The organism is Roseibium sp. HPY-6, from assembly GCF_040530035.1.
GTDB lineage: Bacteria > Pseudomonadota > Alphaproteobacteria > Rhizobiales > Stappiaceae > Roseibium.
In genome coordinates, this window is sequence record NZ_JBEWCD010000002.1 from 1,954,421 (window position 1) to 1,970,294 (window position 15,874).

A 15,874-nucleotide genomic window follows, 5' to 3' on the forward strand; every position below is an offset into this window, starting at 1 on the left:
AGGTGCAAGGCAAGGTGCACTTTTCTTGAGATGCTGAAAGAACGGCCCGAACATCGAGCGAGCTTACCAGCTCGCTCAATAGCGGCAAAGACACACTGGCGTTAGTAACCTTGTGAAACTGAATCTAAATGCCCGGTTCAGCTTGCGTTCAGGAAAAATTGATTACACCTTGCACCAGTCGCCAGGGTTTGAAACGCTTAATACTGTTCGGTATTTCGCACCACAAGATCATAACAACTCTGGCAAGGTGATAAACAATCGGAACAGGCAACGTGAAAAAGATCTTCGCCTTTTTGCTTTTGACTTTTGCAGCGGTTCTGCCCGCCGAAGCAGCATGCCTGTCCCAGTCCCAGGCACGGCAGGTCGTGGCCAGTGGCAAGGCCGCACCACTGGGTTCGGTTGCCGGCCGCGCCGGAGGGGAAATCGTCAAGGCCCAGCTCTGCCAGCAGGGCGGCGGTTACGTCTATGTCCTCTCGGTGCTCAAGGGTGGCAAGGTGACGAAAGTCACAGTCAATGCCAGCCGGTAGCTGCTATCAACACTGCCATCTTTGGCCGTCTGCCCAAAAAGCTGCGTTATGTCCGATCAATTAAAAAGTTGGTTCTCATGCGAATACTCGTCGTAGAAGATGATTCAGACCTGAACCGTCAGCTCGTTTCCGCGCTGGAAGAAGCCGGTTATGTCGTCGACAGTGCGAGCGATGGCGAGGATGGGCATTTTCTGGGCGATACGGAACCATATGATGCGGTGGTGCTGGATCTCGGCTTGCCGACGCTGGACGGTCTTTCGGTTCTGGAGAACTGGCGACGGGATGGGCGGACCATGCCTGTCCTGATTTTGACGGCAAGGGACCGCTGGTCCGACAAGGTCGCAGGCATTGACGCCGGAGCGGATGACTACGTCGCCAAACCTTTTCACATGGAGGAAGTCCTTGCACGTGTGCGCGCGCTCGTACGCCGCGCCGCAGGGCATGCCTCCAACGAATTGACCTGCGGTTCTGTCCGGCTGGATCTCCGGGCAGGGCGGGTCACGGTTGACGGCAATCCGATCAAACTCACCTCGCACGAATACCGCCTCTTGTCCTACCTGTTGCATCACCAGGGCAAGGTGATTTCGCGCACCGAATTGACCGAACATCTCTACGATCAGGACTTTGACAGGGATTCCAACACGGTCGAGGTTTTCGTCGGCAGATTGCGCAAGAAAATAGGTTCCGACATGATCGAAACCATCAGAGGTCTCGGTTACCGCCTCGGAGAGGCCAGTGACGACTGAACCGGACGCACCTGCCGGAGGAAAGTCATCAGGCAAGCCACAGAGATCGCTTGCAACACGGCTGGTGTTTGTCGCGGCGCTCTGGTCGACGATCGCACTTGCGCTGGCTGGCGTATTCCTTGTCAGCCTCTATCAGAGCGCAAGTGAACGCGCGTTCGACGCGCAACTCGAAATCCATATCAAGGCGCTCATTTCCGAAATGATCGAAACCGGGCCGAATGCCGACGCCGATGCGGCCTTTCAGGCCGTCAGGGCGCCGGCCTACCGGGGAGACCCGCGATTTTCGCTGCCGCTTTCCGGCTGGTACTGGACAGTGCGCCGCGCCAGCAGTCCAAGCATATTGTATGCCTCCGAATCGCTGGTCGGCGATCCGCTGAATGCGCCACCAATCGCGGATCAGGAGAGCAGCGCTGGATTTATTGCCGGCCCGACCGAGGACGAAGTGCGCGTTCTTCAGCAACGGATTTCGATTGGCGAAGAGCCTTACGTGATAGCGGTCGGCGCGGCGACAGCGGGTTTTTGGGCAGATATTGCCGAGTTTTCGCGAATGGTGACGTTGACGCTCTGCATCGTCGGCGTTGGCTTGATATTGGCGATTTTCCTCCAGGTCAGGTTCGGTCTCAAGCCGCTCACGAGGTTACGGGCATCCCTTTCCGCGGTTCGCCTTGGCGAAGCTGAGCGGATTGATGAAGCTCTGCCTGGTGAGATTGCTCCGCTTGCCGTTGAGTTGAATGCACTGATCGTCTCCAACAAGGAAATTGTGGAGAGAGCCCGCACGCATGTCGGCAACCTTGCACACGGACTGAAGACACCTCTGTCAGTCATTTCAAATGAGGCGCGTGCGTCCGAAGGCCAATTGGCGGAGAAAGTGGCCGAGCAGTCGGAAATCATGTCCACACAGATCCAGCATCATCTTGAACGGGCGCGGATGGCCGCGCAGCGCAGGGTGATCGGTGTGTCATGTGAGACAGAACCGATTCTTGCCCGGTTGATTCGCGCGATGGGAAAAATCTATCAGGACAAGGGAATCAGGGTGGATTTCGATCAGACAGGCGAACTGCGCTTTCGCGGTGAAAGTCAGGATCTGGAGGAAATGAGCGGGAACCTGATCGATAATGCCTGCAAATGGGCCTCATCGCGCGTCGCCGTGGCGGTTGTGCGAAAAAGTGACCAGGCAACCAATCGTGAAATGCTTGCGCTCACAGTCGAAGATGACGGTCCGGGCCTGTCACCGGAACAGCGCGCAGAAGCGGTTAAACGCGGCCGGCGTCTTGATGAAACTGTGCCGGGTACGGGTCTTGGGCTCTCGATTGTTGCCGATCTGGCTGCGCTTTATGGCGGGACGCTCCAACTGGAAAGTTCGGCTCTCGGAGGTTTGAAAGCGACGCTGGTGCTGCCGGCCCTGACAGCTGAATAGGGGATTGCCGGCACAATTGGCGCGACCAGTACCGGCCGGGTATGTTACTCTGGAGCGGAGAGAGCAAGGAAAAGACGTTCCCTCGGCCAAGTTCGGCCACAAATTGAAAATATCACTGCTTCGTCTTCGGGTTTCACCCGGTTTTCATGCCTACGGGAGCTTCCAAGCATGCGCTTGCGGAACGCCACATGTGTTGCCCTTGCCACTCTTCTGGCGGGATGTTCGCTGACATCCGGGAACACGAGCTCCACTGGTGTCGGGTCGTTCTTCGGTGATCCCAGTGCGAATGTTGCGGGCTCGGAGGCGAATACGGCGATATCCGTTCTCGTGAACAATGAATTTGGAGATGCGCTTGATCCGACGGATCGCCGCGCAGCCGAAGACGCGCAAACCCGTGCGTTGCGTGCACGAGGTGTCGGTGTTTCGGTCGGCTGGCAGAATGACCGGACCGGACGCAGCGGTCAGGTCCGTCCAGGGCCGATCTACACGGTCAACGAAACGAAGTGCCGCGAGTTTACCCATGAAATGGTTCTGCGTGGTCAAACGTTGCAGGCGCGTGGAACGGCATGCGAGTCAGGCCGCGGTGAATGGCTTGTGATCGGCTAGTCGTCGCTTTTACAAAGTCTTTGAAGGCACTGAATTTATTCTCAACAATTGCTTAATGCTTGTGCGGGTATCATCTGTCGAATCTGCATCGCGATTCTGACCCGCTGAATGACATATTCGAACGAGCTTGAGAGCAAAATTAAGACCTACCTGAGCAGTCTCAGTCCGAACGCGGTTGAGGCTTTGGTCAAGAAATTGGAAAAGTCTCAAGGGCAGAAAAGCGCAGACCCGCATCTCAATCTGATTCTCACTGCTGCGGTAGCTCTGGTCCGCAAGCCGCAGCCGCTTGCCACGGATGCGCCAGGTGGCGCGTTCCGCCGGGCACAGGTACAACGCCTTTTCTTCTCGCCGCTGAACGACTTCCTGATCGCGGAAACCCTTCCCAACAGGCAGGAGGGGCGGATCAACCGCAATATGCTTGACCGGGTCTGGAACTGGCTTGCCAGGGACGTCATTCCGAATGAGGTCAAGACGGTTCTCGATCAGGCAGGCGACGCCACCGTGAGAGGCGAGCGGGTCGATGCCCTGATACAGGCGCTCAGGAGCCGCGCAGTTGAAGCAATCGGTGAGGCGCTGAGCAAAAGCGAAATCTCTGAAAAGGATCGCCGCCTCATAGGGGTCGAACTTGGTGGTGAGCGGGGGATTGCCGAGCTTCGGGACATTGAAAAAATCTTTGCAGCCGAGCGTTGGCTTGTGCCGTTTTTGCAGAGTATTCCCGAAAACATCAATGAGCACCGGCTCAAACAGGACACCGATGTTCTCCGCCTGGTCGACAAGTGCACCAACCGTTTTCCTGACCACCTTCCGTTGATTGCGGCAGCGCTGGTCGACCGCGCTGATGCACCGTCGGCGCTTTGCACGTTTGCTGGACGTCTGGCAGGTGACCAGGATCCCAAGGTCATCGCCGGATCGCAATTCGCGCCGTTGGTGGATGTGGTGATGAGCGAAGCAGAACGGCTTCAGATCCTCGCCCTTGAACACAGAAACAACAATCCGGATCCGGTAGCATTCTCGCAGGCGCTTTCCGAATATCACAAGCTCGTCCGGGGTGTTGAACGTGACATGGATCTGTCTCTGGCTGGGCGCTGGCACCAAAGGCTGTCGGAGACCAAGAAGAACATCTCGGGTGAGGTCACGCGTGAACTCAAGAATGCACACGGCGCCATTCGTCGTGCGCTGCAGGTTCCAAAGTTTGACGCGGAAGGAAAGCTCAAGCCGAATCAGGATGCCATCGATGAAGCCGTCAGAACGCTTCGCGTCGTGACAATGGCCCGTAGCGCATCCGAAACGTTCGCCGTGAACGAAATCGGTAAACAGACACGCCAGACCGTTGAACAGACGCTTGAGATCGTCACGAGGTCCTTGATTACGGATCTTGGCAAGACGAGCGGCCGGCAGGTGGAAGCCCAGGCGGCGGCAGTCGATGTTGCAATCATGTTGTCCGACATTTATTTCGGAGCAGACTATGCCTCCCAGCTTCGGCGGAGCCGGCAGGCCGCATTTGCGAAGGCTACCGGCACACAACCGGATCAGGGAGCGTCGCCAGAACGCAAACTTGTCTCGAGCGTCTTCGGCCGAGGTTAGGCCTGTGTGCGGCAAATCCCGCGTTGCCAGGGGTTGACTGCCTTGCAGATGCAACCAACGCGAAAGTGAGTGCCGCGACCGCCGGTCACAGCCTATTCGTCTTGCATTTGCCTGTATTGATCTGTCTATTGTGCGCCCATGATATTCTGGATTTTACTCGCACTTATGACGGGGGTCGCTGCCCTCTCGGTTCTTGTCCCGCTGGCAAGGGCCGGGAGATCAATGGCAGGCGCGACCGGCAGTGCCGACGAAGCTGTTTACAAGGAACAGCTAGCAGCGATCGATATCGAATTGGAACGCGGCCTGATCGACCCGGACGCAGCCGAGGCAGCCAGAACCGAAATTGCGCGCAGGCTTCTTGCTGCACACGACAAGAGCGAAAGCCAGGCGCGGATGCAAACGTCCGGCTTGCGGCTCAAATCTGCGCAGGCGTTGGCGCTTGCTGCTTTACCTCTCATCGCCTTGGCGACCTATTTTGCGCTCGGCTCTCCGGACGAGCCGGATCAGCCGCTCATCGCGCGGCTGAGTGCGCCTGCGGAAGGGCAGTCGGTGGATGTTCTGGTGGCGCGCGTGGAACGTCATCTTGCTGAAAACCCCGAAGACGGTCAGGGTTGGGAGGTCATCGCCCCGGTCTATCTGTCGCGCGGCCAACCTGAGGCGTCGGCCAGGGCCTATGCGAACGCCATTCGTATCCTCGGACCGCGGCCGGACTGGCTGACCGACATGGGCGAAGCTTTGACGATGGCCAATCAGGGTCTAGTCACTGCGGATGCAAGACAGGCTTTCGAAAGGGCGGTGTCCATGGAGCCGTCGGCGGTGAAGCCGCGTTTTTTCCTGGCAATAGCGCTCGGTCAGGAAGGCAACACGCAAGCTGCGGTTCAAGCTTGGGAGACGCTGCTGGAAGGGGCTGATGAAACAGCTCCCTGGGTGGCGGCGGCGCGTCAGCAACTAGCTGGATTGCAGCCAGACGGCCAGAGTGAGGAAACGCCGCGCGGACCTTCGCAACAGGACATTGAAGCCGCTCAGGACTTGTCTGCCGAAGACAGACAGGAAATGATCAGGGGAATGGTATCAGGCCTTGCCGAACGGCTTGCAGAGGATGGCGGGAGCGCCGGAGAATGGAGCCGGCTCATACAGGCTTATGTCGTCTTGGGCGAGCAACAGAAGGCGGAAGATGCGCTCGCGGCCGCGAAAGCCGCCCATGCGGAAAGTCCTTCGGATTTGTCCCTGATCAAGGACACGGCAAGTGCACTTGGACTAAGCGGGTCCTGATAAGACAAAATTGCCTGGCGGGCGGCGGTTCGCGCAGGCGCTAACCGGACGAAGCAAATGACACGCAAGCAAAGAAGGTTGACGCTCATCGGATCTGCAGGTGCTGTGCTCGCCGTTGCACTCGGTCTGATCCTGTTTGCCCTGAATGACCAGATCGTGTTTTTCCAGAGCCCGACAGACATCACGCAAAAGACCATTCCGGCCGGACAACGCATTCGCCTCGGCGGGCTGGTCGAGGAAGGTTCCGTGGTGAGAGCGGATAATGCTCAGGTGAGCTTCAGGGTAACTGACACGGCGAATGCGGTTGCGGTGACCTACAAGGGGATCTTGCCGGATCTGTTCCGGGAGGGACAGGGTGTTGTCACCGAAGGTGTCATAAATTCTGAGGGAACATTTGTTGCCGACAGCGTTCTCGCGAAGCACGATGAGAACTATATGCCCAAGGAAGTAGCCGAAGCCCTCAAGGATCAGGGCCATTGGCAAGGTGGTGAGGGGGAAGCCAACTAGCGGCTTTCAGGGAGAGACAGGACGCGGACATGATCGTTGAGTTGGGACACTATGCGCTGGTGCTGGCCTTTGCCCTGACACTGGTGCAATGCTTCTTGCCATTGTGGGGTGCACTTACGGGCGACGACAGGCTGATGGCCGTGGCACCTCCGGTTTCCGTCACCCTCTTCATGCTGATCCTGATCTCGTTTGTCGCGCTGACGGTTGCGTATCTGACGTCAGATTTCTCGGTCCTGAATGTTGTCCAGAACTCCCACTCGGCAAAGCCCTTTATCTACAAGTTCACCGGTGTCTGGGGAAATCACGAAGGCTCAATGCTTCTGTGGGTACTCATCCTGGTGTTTTTCGGCGCGCTTGTCGGTGTCTTCGGCGGCAATTTGCCGAAGGATCTCAAGGCGGCAACACTAGCGGTTCAGGCCTGGGTCACCGCGGGCTTCATCCTGTTTCTGCTGGCGACATCAAACCCGTTCACGCGGGTGGTCAATCCACCTTTGGAAGGCGCCGACCTGAACCCCATCCTGCAGGACATCGGCCTCGCGATCCATCCACCGCTCCTTTATGTCGGTTATGTGGGTTTTTCCATCACGTTCTCTTTCGCTGTTGCCGCATTGATACTGGGAAGAACGGATGCTGCCTGGGCGCGTTGGGTGCGTCCCTGGACCCTTCTTGCTTGGTGCTTCCTGACGCTTGGGATCGCCATGGGCTCCTACTGGGCCTACTACGAACTCGGCTGGGGTGGCTGGTGGTTCTGGGATCCGGTCGAAAATGCCAGCTTCATGCCCTGGCTCGCAGGCACCGCGCTGCTTCACTCCGCGATCGTTATGGAGAAACGCGAAGCTCTCAAGGTCTGGACGGTGCTGCTCGCGATATTCACGTTCTCGCTGTCGCTGCTTGGTACGTTCCTGGTCCGGTCCGGCGTTTTGACGTCCGTTCACGCCTTTGCAACGGACCCGGCGCGCGGGGTCTTCATTCTCGGGCTGCTCATTTTCTTTATCGGCGGTTCTTTGGCGCTCTACGCATGGCGGGCGCCGATGCTGAAACAGGGCGGTCTGTTTGCCCCGATCAGCCGGGAAGGCGGGCTGGTTTTGAACAACCTGTTCCTGACGGCTGCGTGTGCGGCAGTTTTTGTCGGAACGCTTTATCCGCTTGCTCTCGATGCGGTCACCGGTGAGAAGATTTCCGTTGGAGCACCGTTTTTCAATCTGACCTTCGGCCCGCTGATGATCCCGCTCCTGCTGACGGTTCCTTTCGGACCGATCCTGGCCTGGAAACGCGGTGACCTTCTGGCGGCAAGCCAAAGACTTTATGTAGCGTTCGGCCTCGCATTGGTCTTCACGCTGTTCACATTCTGGCTGTGGGGCATGGAAAAGGTACTTGCGCCCCTTGGTGTCGGACTGGCTGTGTGGGTGATGGCCGGCGCTGTTTCGGAAATCGTCACGCGTGTGAAGTTCTTCGAGATCGGCCCGAAACGTGGTTTTGCCCGTCTTATGGGGCTTCCAGGCTCTGCCTGGGGGACAGTCGTCGCGCATTTCGGTGTCGGCGTAACGGTTCTCGGGATTGTGACAGCCTCGGCCTTTCAGGAAGAGCGCATTGAGACCATGAGACCGGGCGACACAGTCGAAGTCTCCGGGTACCAGGTGACTTTCGATGGCGCCGCACCGCGCCGCGGGCCAAACTACGTGGAGGAAGTCGGTCACTTCACGATCCGCCAGGGCGGCATTCTTGTTACGGAACTGGATCCGTCCAAGCGCGTTTATACGGCGCGGCAAATGCCGACAACGGAAGCAGGCATCCACACAATCGGGTTTTCCCAGATTTACCTGTCCATGGGCGAAAGCCGCGGCGATGGGGCGATCGACGTTCGCGTTTACTTCAAGCCTCTGATCACGCTGATCTGGATCGGCTGCGTGATCATGTCTCTCGGCGCGGTCTTCTCGATGGCCGATCGCCGGTTGCGGATCGGTGCCCCGAAACCGGCGTCGCGTCGAAAGACAGCGCAGCCGGCAGCGGCGGAGTAGCGACATGATCCTCAAGTGTCTGACCGCCCTGTTGCTGCTTTTGTCCGTGCTGATTGCACCAGCTCAGGCGGTTGCACCGGACGAGGTCCTGGAAGATCCGGCTTTGGAGGCCAGGGCACGAGCGCTTTCGGCTGAACTGCGCTGCATGGTGTGCCAGAACCAGTCAATTGATGACAGTGACGCTCCCCTTGCGAAGGATTTGCGTGTCCTTGTGCGTGAACGTCTTGTCGCCGGAGACAGCGATGGTCAGGTGATTGACTATCTTGTCTCGCGCTACGGTGAGTTTGTTCTTCTGAAACCGAGATTTGCCTGGCACACGTTCTTTCTCTGGGCTGCAGGGCCTATCGCTTTGGTGGCGGGCCTCATTGCGATTGGCCTTGCGCTTCGCAAGAGATCGCAGCGCATGCGGCAGTTGTCTGCTGCTGGGCCCTCGAAACTCTCCGACGAAGAAGAGGCGCGTCTCAGCGCACTCTTGAACAAATCCGACCGTGACGAAAGCGCTTAAGCACGAGCCAGTGGCCCAATGACATCAGTCCGTTGTGTCGTGTGAGATTTGTTTTGAGTGACTTTACGAAAGCCGAAACTTCTTCAGATGGTTCGTGCACGGATCTGACTTCAGAAGCGTCCAGATAGTCTCAATCAGGGTCGACCTCGTTTCGCGCTTTTTGTAGACCCAGATCTCCAGTTCCGTGTCGTATCTGCCGTTGCCCGCCAGGGCGAACTCACCGGCTACAACACTGTCATAAGCGCTGCAGGCCGGCAGCCAGAGCATTTTCTGGTCGAGAAGTGCCAGCCGTTTCATGAACTCGCATGTCCCGCTTTGCGAAGTGCACACGAATGTCGGATCTTGCGGGGTCATGGCCGAGAAAAGCAGATCCTCGACTTTCGAAAAATATCCCGTTTGACCGTAACCGATGTATTCGAGTCCGTTTTGGGGCGGGTGGTCGACATCGTAGGCCGGCCGTCCATCCGCATCTAATGCAGTACAAAGATGCATAGTATCTGTGCCTAATTTGATCGCGTCGAACTCCTGATGCTCAAAAAATGCCGGAACTTCTGGCTTATAATAGAGCACCACAAGATCCATCTTGCGGTCGCCTAGCAACTCGATCATTTCATAAAAGTCATAGGTGTCGATGGACACGGAAAACGGGCCGCAATGCTGTTTGATCTGATGCAGCCATTCAGGAACGAAGCTGAGTGCCAGGGACGTTGAGGCCGCCAGTCTGATGTCCGGTGTCGTTCCGGATTTACGCCGTTGAAATTCAACGCGATTGAGCTCAAGTTCCCTAAGGATATTTTGCGCGGTCGCATGGAAGACCTGACCTTCCTGGGTCAGGGAAACCGGATAACTGCTTCGATCGAACAGCTCGGTTCCGAGCCAGGTCTCAAGCGCCTTTATCCGTCTGCTGAACGCCGACTGCGTGATGTTGCGCTCATCCGCTGCCTGGGAGAAATTGCCCAGCTTGCTCAGTACCAGAAAATCCGTCAGCCAGTTGGTTTCCACCGTCTATCCTTCACGGCGCGTGCCAAAAATGTGAGCAGTGCGAAATACTATGCAAAATTTGCATAACAAGGCTGTTGGTCGAATTCAAGCAATCGATATAAGCTTTTCTTTCAGGTGCGGAAACCTTGCTCAGAAAACGAAGCGAAACCGCACACGATCCCGCCGGGTATGTCCGGCACCATCCCAACCGTTTTGTTCCAGAGGGGGAATGATCGTGAGATTTACAACACCACTGAAAAGCCTTTCACTTGCCACGGTGCTGGCGGCATCCGTGGCCTTTCCGGCACTTGCGGCAACGCCTGACGATACGTTTGTGATAGCCAGAAACACTGCGGACGCCATCACGCTGGACCCCGCCGAGTGTTTTGAGTTCACGGGCAGCAGGATTGTTGCAAACATTTATGAGAGACTGTTTCTCTTCGAGCCGGACGACCTTACCAAACTCGTCGGCGGCATCGCTGAATCCTACGAATTCTCTCCAGACGGCAAGAAAATCACGGTCAAGCTGCGGCCCGGCCTGACGTTTCATTCCGGCAATCCGGTGACGGCAGCGGACGTTGCCTATTCCCTGAGCCGCGCCGTGAAACTGGACAAGACACCTGCTTTCATCATCAAGCAGATTGGTTGGACGGCCGACAACGTCGATGAGGCCGTTGTTGCAGTTGACGAGGGCACAGTTGAAATCAACATCCTCGCGGACCTCTCGCCGGCGCTCGTTCTCAATCTCCTGTCTTCAAGCGTGGCGTCCATCGTCGACATGAAGGAGGTGCAGGCGCACGAAGTCGATGGTGACATGGGTTACGCGTGGCTGAAGGACAACTCGGCAGGGTCCGGTCCTTACAAACTGAAGACCTGGAAAGCCAACGAAGTGGTCATGCTGGAAGCCTTTGACGACTATCGTCAGGGCAAACCGGCAATGAACCGTGTCGTTATCCGTCATGTGGCAGAACCTTCCGCACAGCGTCTGCTGTTGGAAAAGGGCGATGTCGACGCGGCGATGGAACTGACCGCGGACCAGCTCAAGGGACTGTCGGGGAACCCGGACGTGTCAGCGGAAAGCTATCCCAAGGGATATCTGATGTATCTGGCGAGCAACATGGATCACCCGGTTCTTTCGAAGCCGGAAGTCCGCGAAGCGCTGAAATACATGGTCGACTATGACGGCATGGTCGGGTCCTTCCTGGATGGCCAGTACAAGATCCATCAGAACTTCTGGCCCTCAGGCATGTGGGCAGCGGCAACTGACACGCCCTATAGCTACAACATGGACAAGGCGAAGGCGCTGATAGCAGATGCCGGGCTTGACGCCGGAACGAAAATTACGATCGACACGCTGAACAAGTCACCGTTCACCGAAGTGGCCCAGAGCGTCCAGGCGAGTTTGAAGGAACTCGGGATCGATTCTGAGATCATTCTGTCCGATGGCGCGACCCTCTGGCCGAAATATCGTGCACGCAAGCACGAGCTGATTGTCGCCCGCTGGGGTCCGGATTATTCCGATCCGCATTCCAACGCCGATGCTTTCGCACACAATCCGGACAATAACTTCGAGGCCAAACTGACTGGTAAGCTCACCTGGCGCAACGCCTGGCCGGCAGAGGGCCTGACCGAGTTGACCGATCAGGCAGCAGCTGAATCCGATCCGGAAGTTCGCGAGGAAATCTACGCCAAGCTCCAGAAGATGGTGCAGGAAGACTCGCCCTTCACGATCATGTTCCAGGCAATTGGCACATTCGGCCAACGGACGAACGTCAAGGGCTTCGTGAATGGTGTGACCTCCGATCAGGCCTTTTACAAGACGGTCTCCAAATAAGCTGCGCACGGCCGCGCGCGCCGAACCATTGCGGTGCGTGGGCCGGCTGAGACTTGAAACGCGTTTCCCCGTCGGCAGGATGGGGAAGCGCGACTTTACGTAAACAGGGTTTGAAACCGGGGGCATCCGGAATGACCGACAGTTCCGCAGCGCAAAGCTCGGTGGATTTCAGGCCATATCTGGATGTGGCAAGAAAAATCGGTGGGGGCATCTTCATGCTGATCCTCACCTTTATCGGGCTGACCGCGATCACGTTTATCATCGGTCGCATCATGCCCAACGATCCCGTTGTTGCCATCGTCGGTGACCGGGCCTCCAAGGAAGTCTATGATGCAATGTATCTCCAGCTCGGCCTCGATAAGCCGATCTGGCAGCAATATCTCATTTTTCTGGGCGATATCCTGCGGGGAGATTTTGGAAGTTCGGTGATGACCGGGCAGCCTGTTCTGGAGGACATCAAGCGCTTTTTCCCGGCGACCCTCGAATTGGCGACGATCGCGACGGTCGTAGGCGTGATTATTGGAGTCCCTGCCGGTGTGCTGGCTGCGGTCCGGCAGGGCACGCTGATCGATCACGTGGTGCGCGTTGTCGGGCTGCTGGGCCATTCCATACCGATCTTCTGGCTCGGTATGGTCGCACTCCTGGTGTTTTACGCAAAGCTCGACTGGGTTGCCGGTCCGGGGCGCATCGATTTCTTCTATGACGGGATTGTCGATCCGGTGACCGGGGTCATCATGATCGATGCTGCGATCGCCGGGGAATGGGACGTTTTTCATAACGCGCTATCCCACGTCATCCTGCCAGCCTCCATGCTTGCAATTTATTCGCTTGCCTATATCGCCCGCATGACGCGCTCGTTTATGCTGGATCAGCTTAATCAGGAATATGTCCTGACGGCGCGCGTCAAAGGGCTGCGCGAAGGCACGGTGATCTGGTATCACGCATTCCGGAACGTGCTTGTTCAGCTGATCACGATCATCGGCCTGACCTACGCAAGCTTGCTGGAAGGATCGGTTTTGACCGAAACCGTTTTCGCCTGGCCCGGGATCGGCCAATACATCACCAACTCGCTGTTCAATGCGGATATGAACGCGGTGATCGGTGGGACGCTTGTCGTCGGGATCTCCTTTGTGTTCATCAACATGCTGTCCGATATGCTTTATCGGATCGTCGACCCGAGGGCCAAGTGATGTCGCAAACCAGCCTCGGTCAGACGCCTGAAGCCTCCTGGTTGCTTGCTGATACCCCGCGCAATGCGTTCCAGGCCAAGTGCCAGAGGATTTACATCGGTTGGCTCGCCTTCAAGGGCAATCCGATTGCCATGTTCGGACTGGCGATCGTTCTGTTCCTCTGTTTTGTGGCCCTGTTCGCACCTTGGATTGCAGGGGGCGATGGCACGACACAGGATCTAGCAAACCGCCTGGCCCCGCCAAGTGCAGACCACTGGTTCGGAACGGATGAACTCGGCAGGGACATATTTGCCAGAATAGTCTGGGGGTCCCGGGTCACGCTTTACATCATTTTCCTGGTGTCCATCATTGTCATGCCGATCGGCCTGATCATCGGAACCACGGCAGGTCTTCTGGGCGGCGTTGTCGATGCGACACTGATGCGCATCACCGACATCTTCCTCGCCTTTCCGCGTCTCATTCTCGCACTCGCCTTTGTGGCGGTTCTCGGACCCGGACTGGAAAACGCCGTTCTGGCCATTGCGCTGACGACGTGGTCTCCATACGCGCGACTTGCCCGCGCCGAAACGCTGACCCTTCGCAACAGTGAGTACATCATGGCTGCGCAGATCATGGGGGCGTCGCGGATCAGGATCCTTTTTGCGCACATTATGCCCATGTGCCTGTCTTCAACGATTGTCCGGCTGACGCTCGACATGGCGGGCATTATCCTGACGGCGGCCGGACTGGGCTTCCTGGGGCTTGGCGCACAGCCGCCGCTCGCCGAATGGGGCGCCATGATCGCATCCGGCCGTGACTATCTGCTCGACCAGTGGTGGGTCCCGACGATTCCCGGGATCGCCATTCTTGTTGTGTCACTCGGGTTCAACCTTCTCGGCGACGGCCTGCGGGACGTGCTGGATCCGCGCAGTTCCGGGGGGCACTGAGGGTGAACAAGCTGGAAACGACAGGATTTGAGACCAAGGCGCCGCTCATTTCGGTGCGCGATCTGCATGTCAGGTTTTCTACGCCAAAAGGTCCCGTCCACGCCGTTCGCGGCGTCAGTTTTGACCTGGGCCGTGAGCGTCTGGGAATCGTCGGTGAATCCGGGTCCGGAAAATCACAGACGGGACGGGCGCTTCTGCGCCTTACCGCCGGAAACGGCCGGATCGACGCCAGCAGGATGATGTTTGACGGCATGGACCTGATGAAGGCCAATGCGAAGACCATGCGCTCTATCAGGGGCTCCCGCATTTCGATGATCATGCAGGATCCGAAATATTCGCTCAATCCGGTCCTGACAGTTGGTGGTCAGATCGCAGAATCCTGCCGGCGGCACGAAAACGTCTCACGCACGGAAGCGAAAAAACGGGCGCTTTCGATGCTGGAAACCGTGCGCATCCGCGAACCTGAGAAGGTCTATTCGCTCTATCCCCACCAGGTGTCCGGTGGCATGGGACAGCGCATCATGATTGCGATGATGCTGATAACCAATCCGCAGGTTATGATTGCAGATGAGCCGACATCCGCTCTCGATGTTACCGTTCAGATGCAGGTCTTGTCGCTTCTTGACGATATGGTGCGTGAGCGCGGCATGGGACTTGTCCTGATCAGCCACGACCTCAACCTGGTATCGAGTTTCTGCGACAGGGTTCTGGTCATGTATGGCGGCAGGATCATGGAAGCGCTCGATGCAAAGCACCTCGACAAGGCACAGCACCCTTACACGAAGGGGCTGCTCAATTGCCTTCCAAAACTGGACGGCAGACATGATGATTTGCCTGTCTTGAATCGGGACCCGGCCTGGCTGAATGAAGAAGGCTTTTCCGGAGGCGTTTCGGGATGATCGAGATCCAGGATCTGGGCATCACATTCGGCACGGGCAAGTCCCAGATTACGGCCGTTAGAAATGCAAATCTGACCGTTGGCGAGGGGGAGAGCTACGGCATCGTGGGCGAATCCGGATCCGGGAAGTCAACGGTTCTAAGGGCCATGGTGGGGATCTATTCGCACTGGACAGGCACCATCCGTATCAATGATGAACCACTGCAAAGCAAACGGTCGGTCGCATCCAGAAAACATATGCAAATGGTTTTCCAGGACCCGTATGGATCTTTGCATCCGCGCCGGACAATCGACGACACGCTGAGTGAGCCACTTGTTATTCACGGCCTGAAAAACCGTGAGGACCGCGTCTTGAAGATCCTGACCGAAGTCGGGCTTGGTCCGGAGTTTCGTTTCCGGTATCCGCACCAGCTGTCCGGCGGACAGCGTCAACGTGTGGCGATCGCGCGCGCGCTCATTCTCGAGCCGAGGGTCATCTTGCTGGATGAACCGACAAGCGCGCTTGATGTTTCCGTGCAGGCGGAAATCCTCAATCTGCTCTCGGCCCTGCGAAAATCCCACGGACTGACCTACATCATGGTCAGCCATGATCTCGCAGTTGTCGGCCATCTTTGCAGCAGGATCGCGGTCATGAATCGCGGAGAGATTGTTGAGGAGATGAGCGAAGAACAGATGCGAACCGGAAACGTCGAGCACGAGTATACGAGACAGCTCTGGACAGCGTCCCAGGGATATGACCGGCAGGCACTTGCGACATTCAAGGAATTTGCCTGACAGCTTCCGGTTCTTGGCGCTCGAAAAATGTTGCCGGGCGCTCGGACGCGTACGCGCCCGACAATTTCTTCAATCAATCTTTGGAACAA

General features: G+C 57.3%; 15 protein-coding genes. 14 read left to right on the top strand and 1 reads right to left on the bottom strand.

Annotated features, from left to right (window positions below; translation table 11 throughout):
• The first annotated feature begins 272 nt into the window (after positions 1-272).
• From ABVF61_RS20260 to ABVF61_RS20300, 9 genes are all read left to right on the top strand, one after another.
• Complete coding sequence (locus tag ABVF61_RS20260) at positions 273-527, top strand: PepSY domain-containing protein (RefSeq protein WP_353995340.1); 255 nt, start codon at positions 273-275, stop codon at positions 525-527.
• 77 nt (positions 528-604) lie between these two features.
• Positions 605-1,273: a response regulator transcription factor gene (locus ABVF61_RS20265; RefSeq protein ID WP_353995341.1), complete on the top strand. Its 669-nt coding sequence runs from the start codon at positions 605-607 to the stop codon at positions 1,271-1,273.
• A complete protein-coding gene (locus ABVF61_RS20270) occupies positions 1,263-2,690 on the top strand; it encodes an ATP-binding protein (protein ID WP_353995342.1) in 1,428 nt (475 codons plus the stop codon). Before ABVF61_RS20265 ends, ABVF61_RS20270 begins: the two co-directional genes overlap by 11 nt.
• 168 nt (positions 2,691-2,858) lie before the next feature.
• The gene (locus tag ABVF61_RS20275) at positions 2,859-3,296 is read left to right on the top strand and encodes an RT0821/Lpp0805 family surface protein (protein WP_353995343.1); all 438 of its coding nucleotides are present in this window, start codon (positions 2,859-2,861) and stop codon (positions 3,294-3,296) included.
• Between the two features lie 108 nt (positions 3,297-3,404).
• On the top strand, positions 3,405-4,880 hold the full coding sequence (locus ABVF61_RS20280; RefSeq protein ID WP_353995344.1) for a hypothetical protein: 1,476 nt from the start codon (positions 3,405-3,407) through the stop codon (positions 4,878-4,880).
• Positions 4,881-5,018: 138 nt separating this feature from the next.
• On the top strand, positions 5,019-6,152 hold the full coding sequence (ccmI, locus tag ABVF61_RS20285; protein ID WP_353995345.1) for a c-type cytochrome biogenesis protein CcmI: 1,134 nt from the start codon (positions 5,019-5,021) through the stop codon (positions 6,150-6,152).
• Positions 6,153-6,209: 57 nt separating this feature from the next.
• The gene (gene ccmE / locus ABVF61_RS20290; protein WP_353995346.1) at positions 6,210-6,659 is read left to right on the top strand and encodes a cytochrome c maturation protein CcmE; all 450 of its coding nucleotides are present in this window, start codon (positions 6,210-6,212) and stop codon (positions 6,657-6,659) included.
• Positions 6,660-6,688: 29 nt separating this feature from the next.
• Positions 6,689-8,677: a heme lyase CcmF/NrfE family subunit gene (locus ABVF61_RS20295; RefSeq protein ID WP_353995347.1), complete on the top strand. Its 1,989-nt coding sequence runs from the start codon at positions 6,689-6,691 to the stop codon at positions 8,675-8,677.
• 4 nt (positions 8,678-8,681) lie between these two features.
• Positions 8,682-9,182, top strand: a complete 501-nt coding sequence (locus tag ABVF61_RS20300; protein ID WP_353995348.1) for a cytochrome c-type biogenesis protein — start codon at positions 8,682-8,684, stop codon at positions 9,180-9,182.
• 63 nt (positions 9,183-9,245) lie between these two features.
• Here ABVF61_RS20300 and ABVF61_RS20305 read toward each other — a convergent pair whose 3' ends face one another.
• Positions 9,246-10,184, bottom strand: a complete 939-nt coding sequence (locus ABVF61_RS20305; protein WP_353995349.1) for a LysR family transcriptional regulator — start codon at positions 10,182-10,184, stop codon at positions 9,246-9,248.
• A 214-nt stretch (positions 10,185-10,398) separates the two neighbouring features.
• Here ABVF61_RS20305 and ABVF61_RS20310 point away from each other — a divergent pair, with 214 nt between their 5' ends.
• The 5 genes from ABVF61_RS20310 (at position 10,399) to ABVF61_RS20330 (ending at position 15,785) form a co-directional block, all read left to right on the top strand.
• Positions 10,399-11,997: an ABC transporter substrate-binding protein gene (locus tag ABVF61_RS20310; RefSeq protein ID WP_353995350.1), complete on the top strand. Its 1,599-nt coding sequence runs from the start codon at positions 10,399-10,401 to the stop codon at positions 11,995-11,997.
• A gap of 131 nt (positions 11,998-12,128) precedes the next feature.
• Complete coding sequence (locus ABVF61_RS20315) at positions 12,129-13,187, top strand: ABC transporter permease (RefSeq protein WP_502949984.1); 1,059 nt, start codon at positions 12,129-12,131, stop codon at positions 13,185-13,187.
• A complete protein-coding gene (locus ABVF61_RS20320) occupies positions 13,187-14,113 on the top strand; it encodes an ABC transporter permease (RefSeq protein WP_353995351.1) in 927 nt (308 codons plus the stop codon). The genes ABVF61_RS20315 and ABVF61_RS20320 overlap by 1 nt, the downstream gene beginning before the upstream one ends.
• Positions 14,114-14,115: 2 nt before the next feature.
• On the top strand, positions 14,116-15,012 hold the full coding sequence (locus tag ABVF61_RS20325) for an ABC transporter ATP-binding protein (RefSeq protein ID WP_353995352.1): 897 nt from the start codon (positions 14,116-14,118) through the stop codon (positions 15,010-15,012).
• Entirely contained in the window at positions 15,009-15,785 is a 777-nt protein-coding gene (locus tag ABVF61_RS20330; RefSeq protein WP_353995353.1) for an ABC transporter ATP-binding protein, read from the top strand. Before ABVF61_RS20325 ends, ABVF61_RS20330 begins: the two co-directional genes overlap by 4 nt.
• The last annotated feature ends 89 nt before the right edge of the window (positions 15,786-15,874 follow it).

Excerpts from the sequence above, each read along its gene's own strand:
- ABVF61_RS20265 (WP_353995341.1), top strand. The coding sequence starts at position 605 with ATGCGAATACTCGTCGTAGAAGATGATTCAGACCTGAACCGTCAGCTC.
- ABVF61_RS20275 (WP_353995343.1), top strand. The coding sequence starts at position 2,859 with ATGCGCTTGCGGAACGCCACATGTGTTGCCCTTGCCACTCTTCTGGCG.
- ABVF61_RS20280 (WP_353995344.1), top strand. The coding sequence starts at position 3,405 with ATGACATATTCGAACGAGCTTGAGAGCAAAATTAAGACCTACCTGAGC.
- ccmI (WP_353995345.1), top strand. The coding sequence starts at position 5,019 with ATGATATTCTGGATTTTACTCGCACTTATGACGGGGGTCGCTGCCCTC.
- ccmE (WP_353995346.1), top strand. The coding sequence starts at position 6,210 with ATGACACGCAAGCAAAGAAGGTTGACGCTCATCGGATCTGCAGGTGCT.
- ABVF61_RS20295 (WP_353995347.1), top strand. The coding sequence starts at position 6,689 with ATGATCGTTGAGTTGGGACACTATGCGCTGGTGCTGGCCTTTGCCCTG.
- ABVF61_RS20300 (WP_353995348.1), top strand. The coding sequence starts at position 8,682 with ATGATCCTCAAGTGTCTGACCGCCCTGTTGCTGCTTTTGTCCGTGCTG.
- ABVF61_RS20315 (WP_502949984.1), top strand. The coding sequence starts at position 12,129 with ATGACCGACAGTTCCGCAGCGCAAAGCTCGGTGGATTTCAGGCCATAT.
- ABVF61_RS20320 (WP_353995351.1), top strand. The coding sequence starts at position 13,187 with ATGTCGCAAACCAGCCTCGGTCAGACGCCTGAAGCCTCCTGGTTGCTT.
- ABVF61_RS20330 (WP_353995353.1), top strand. The coding sequence starts at position 15,009 with ATGATCGAGATCCAGGATCTGGGCATCACATTCGGCACGGGCAAGTCC.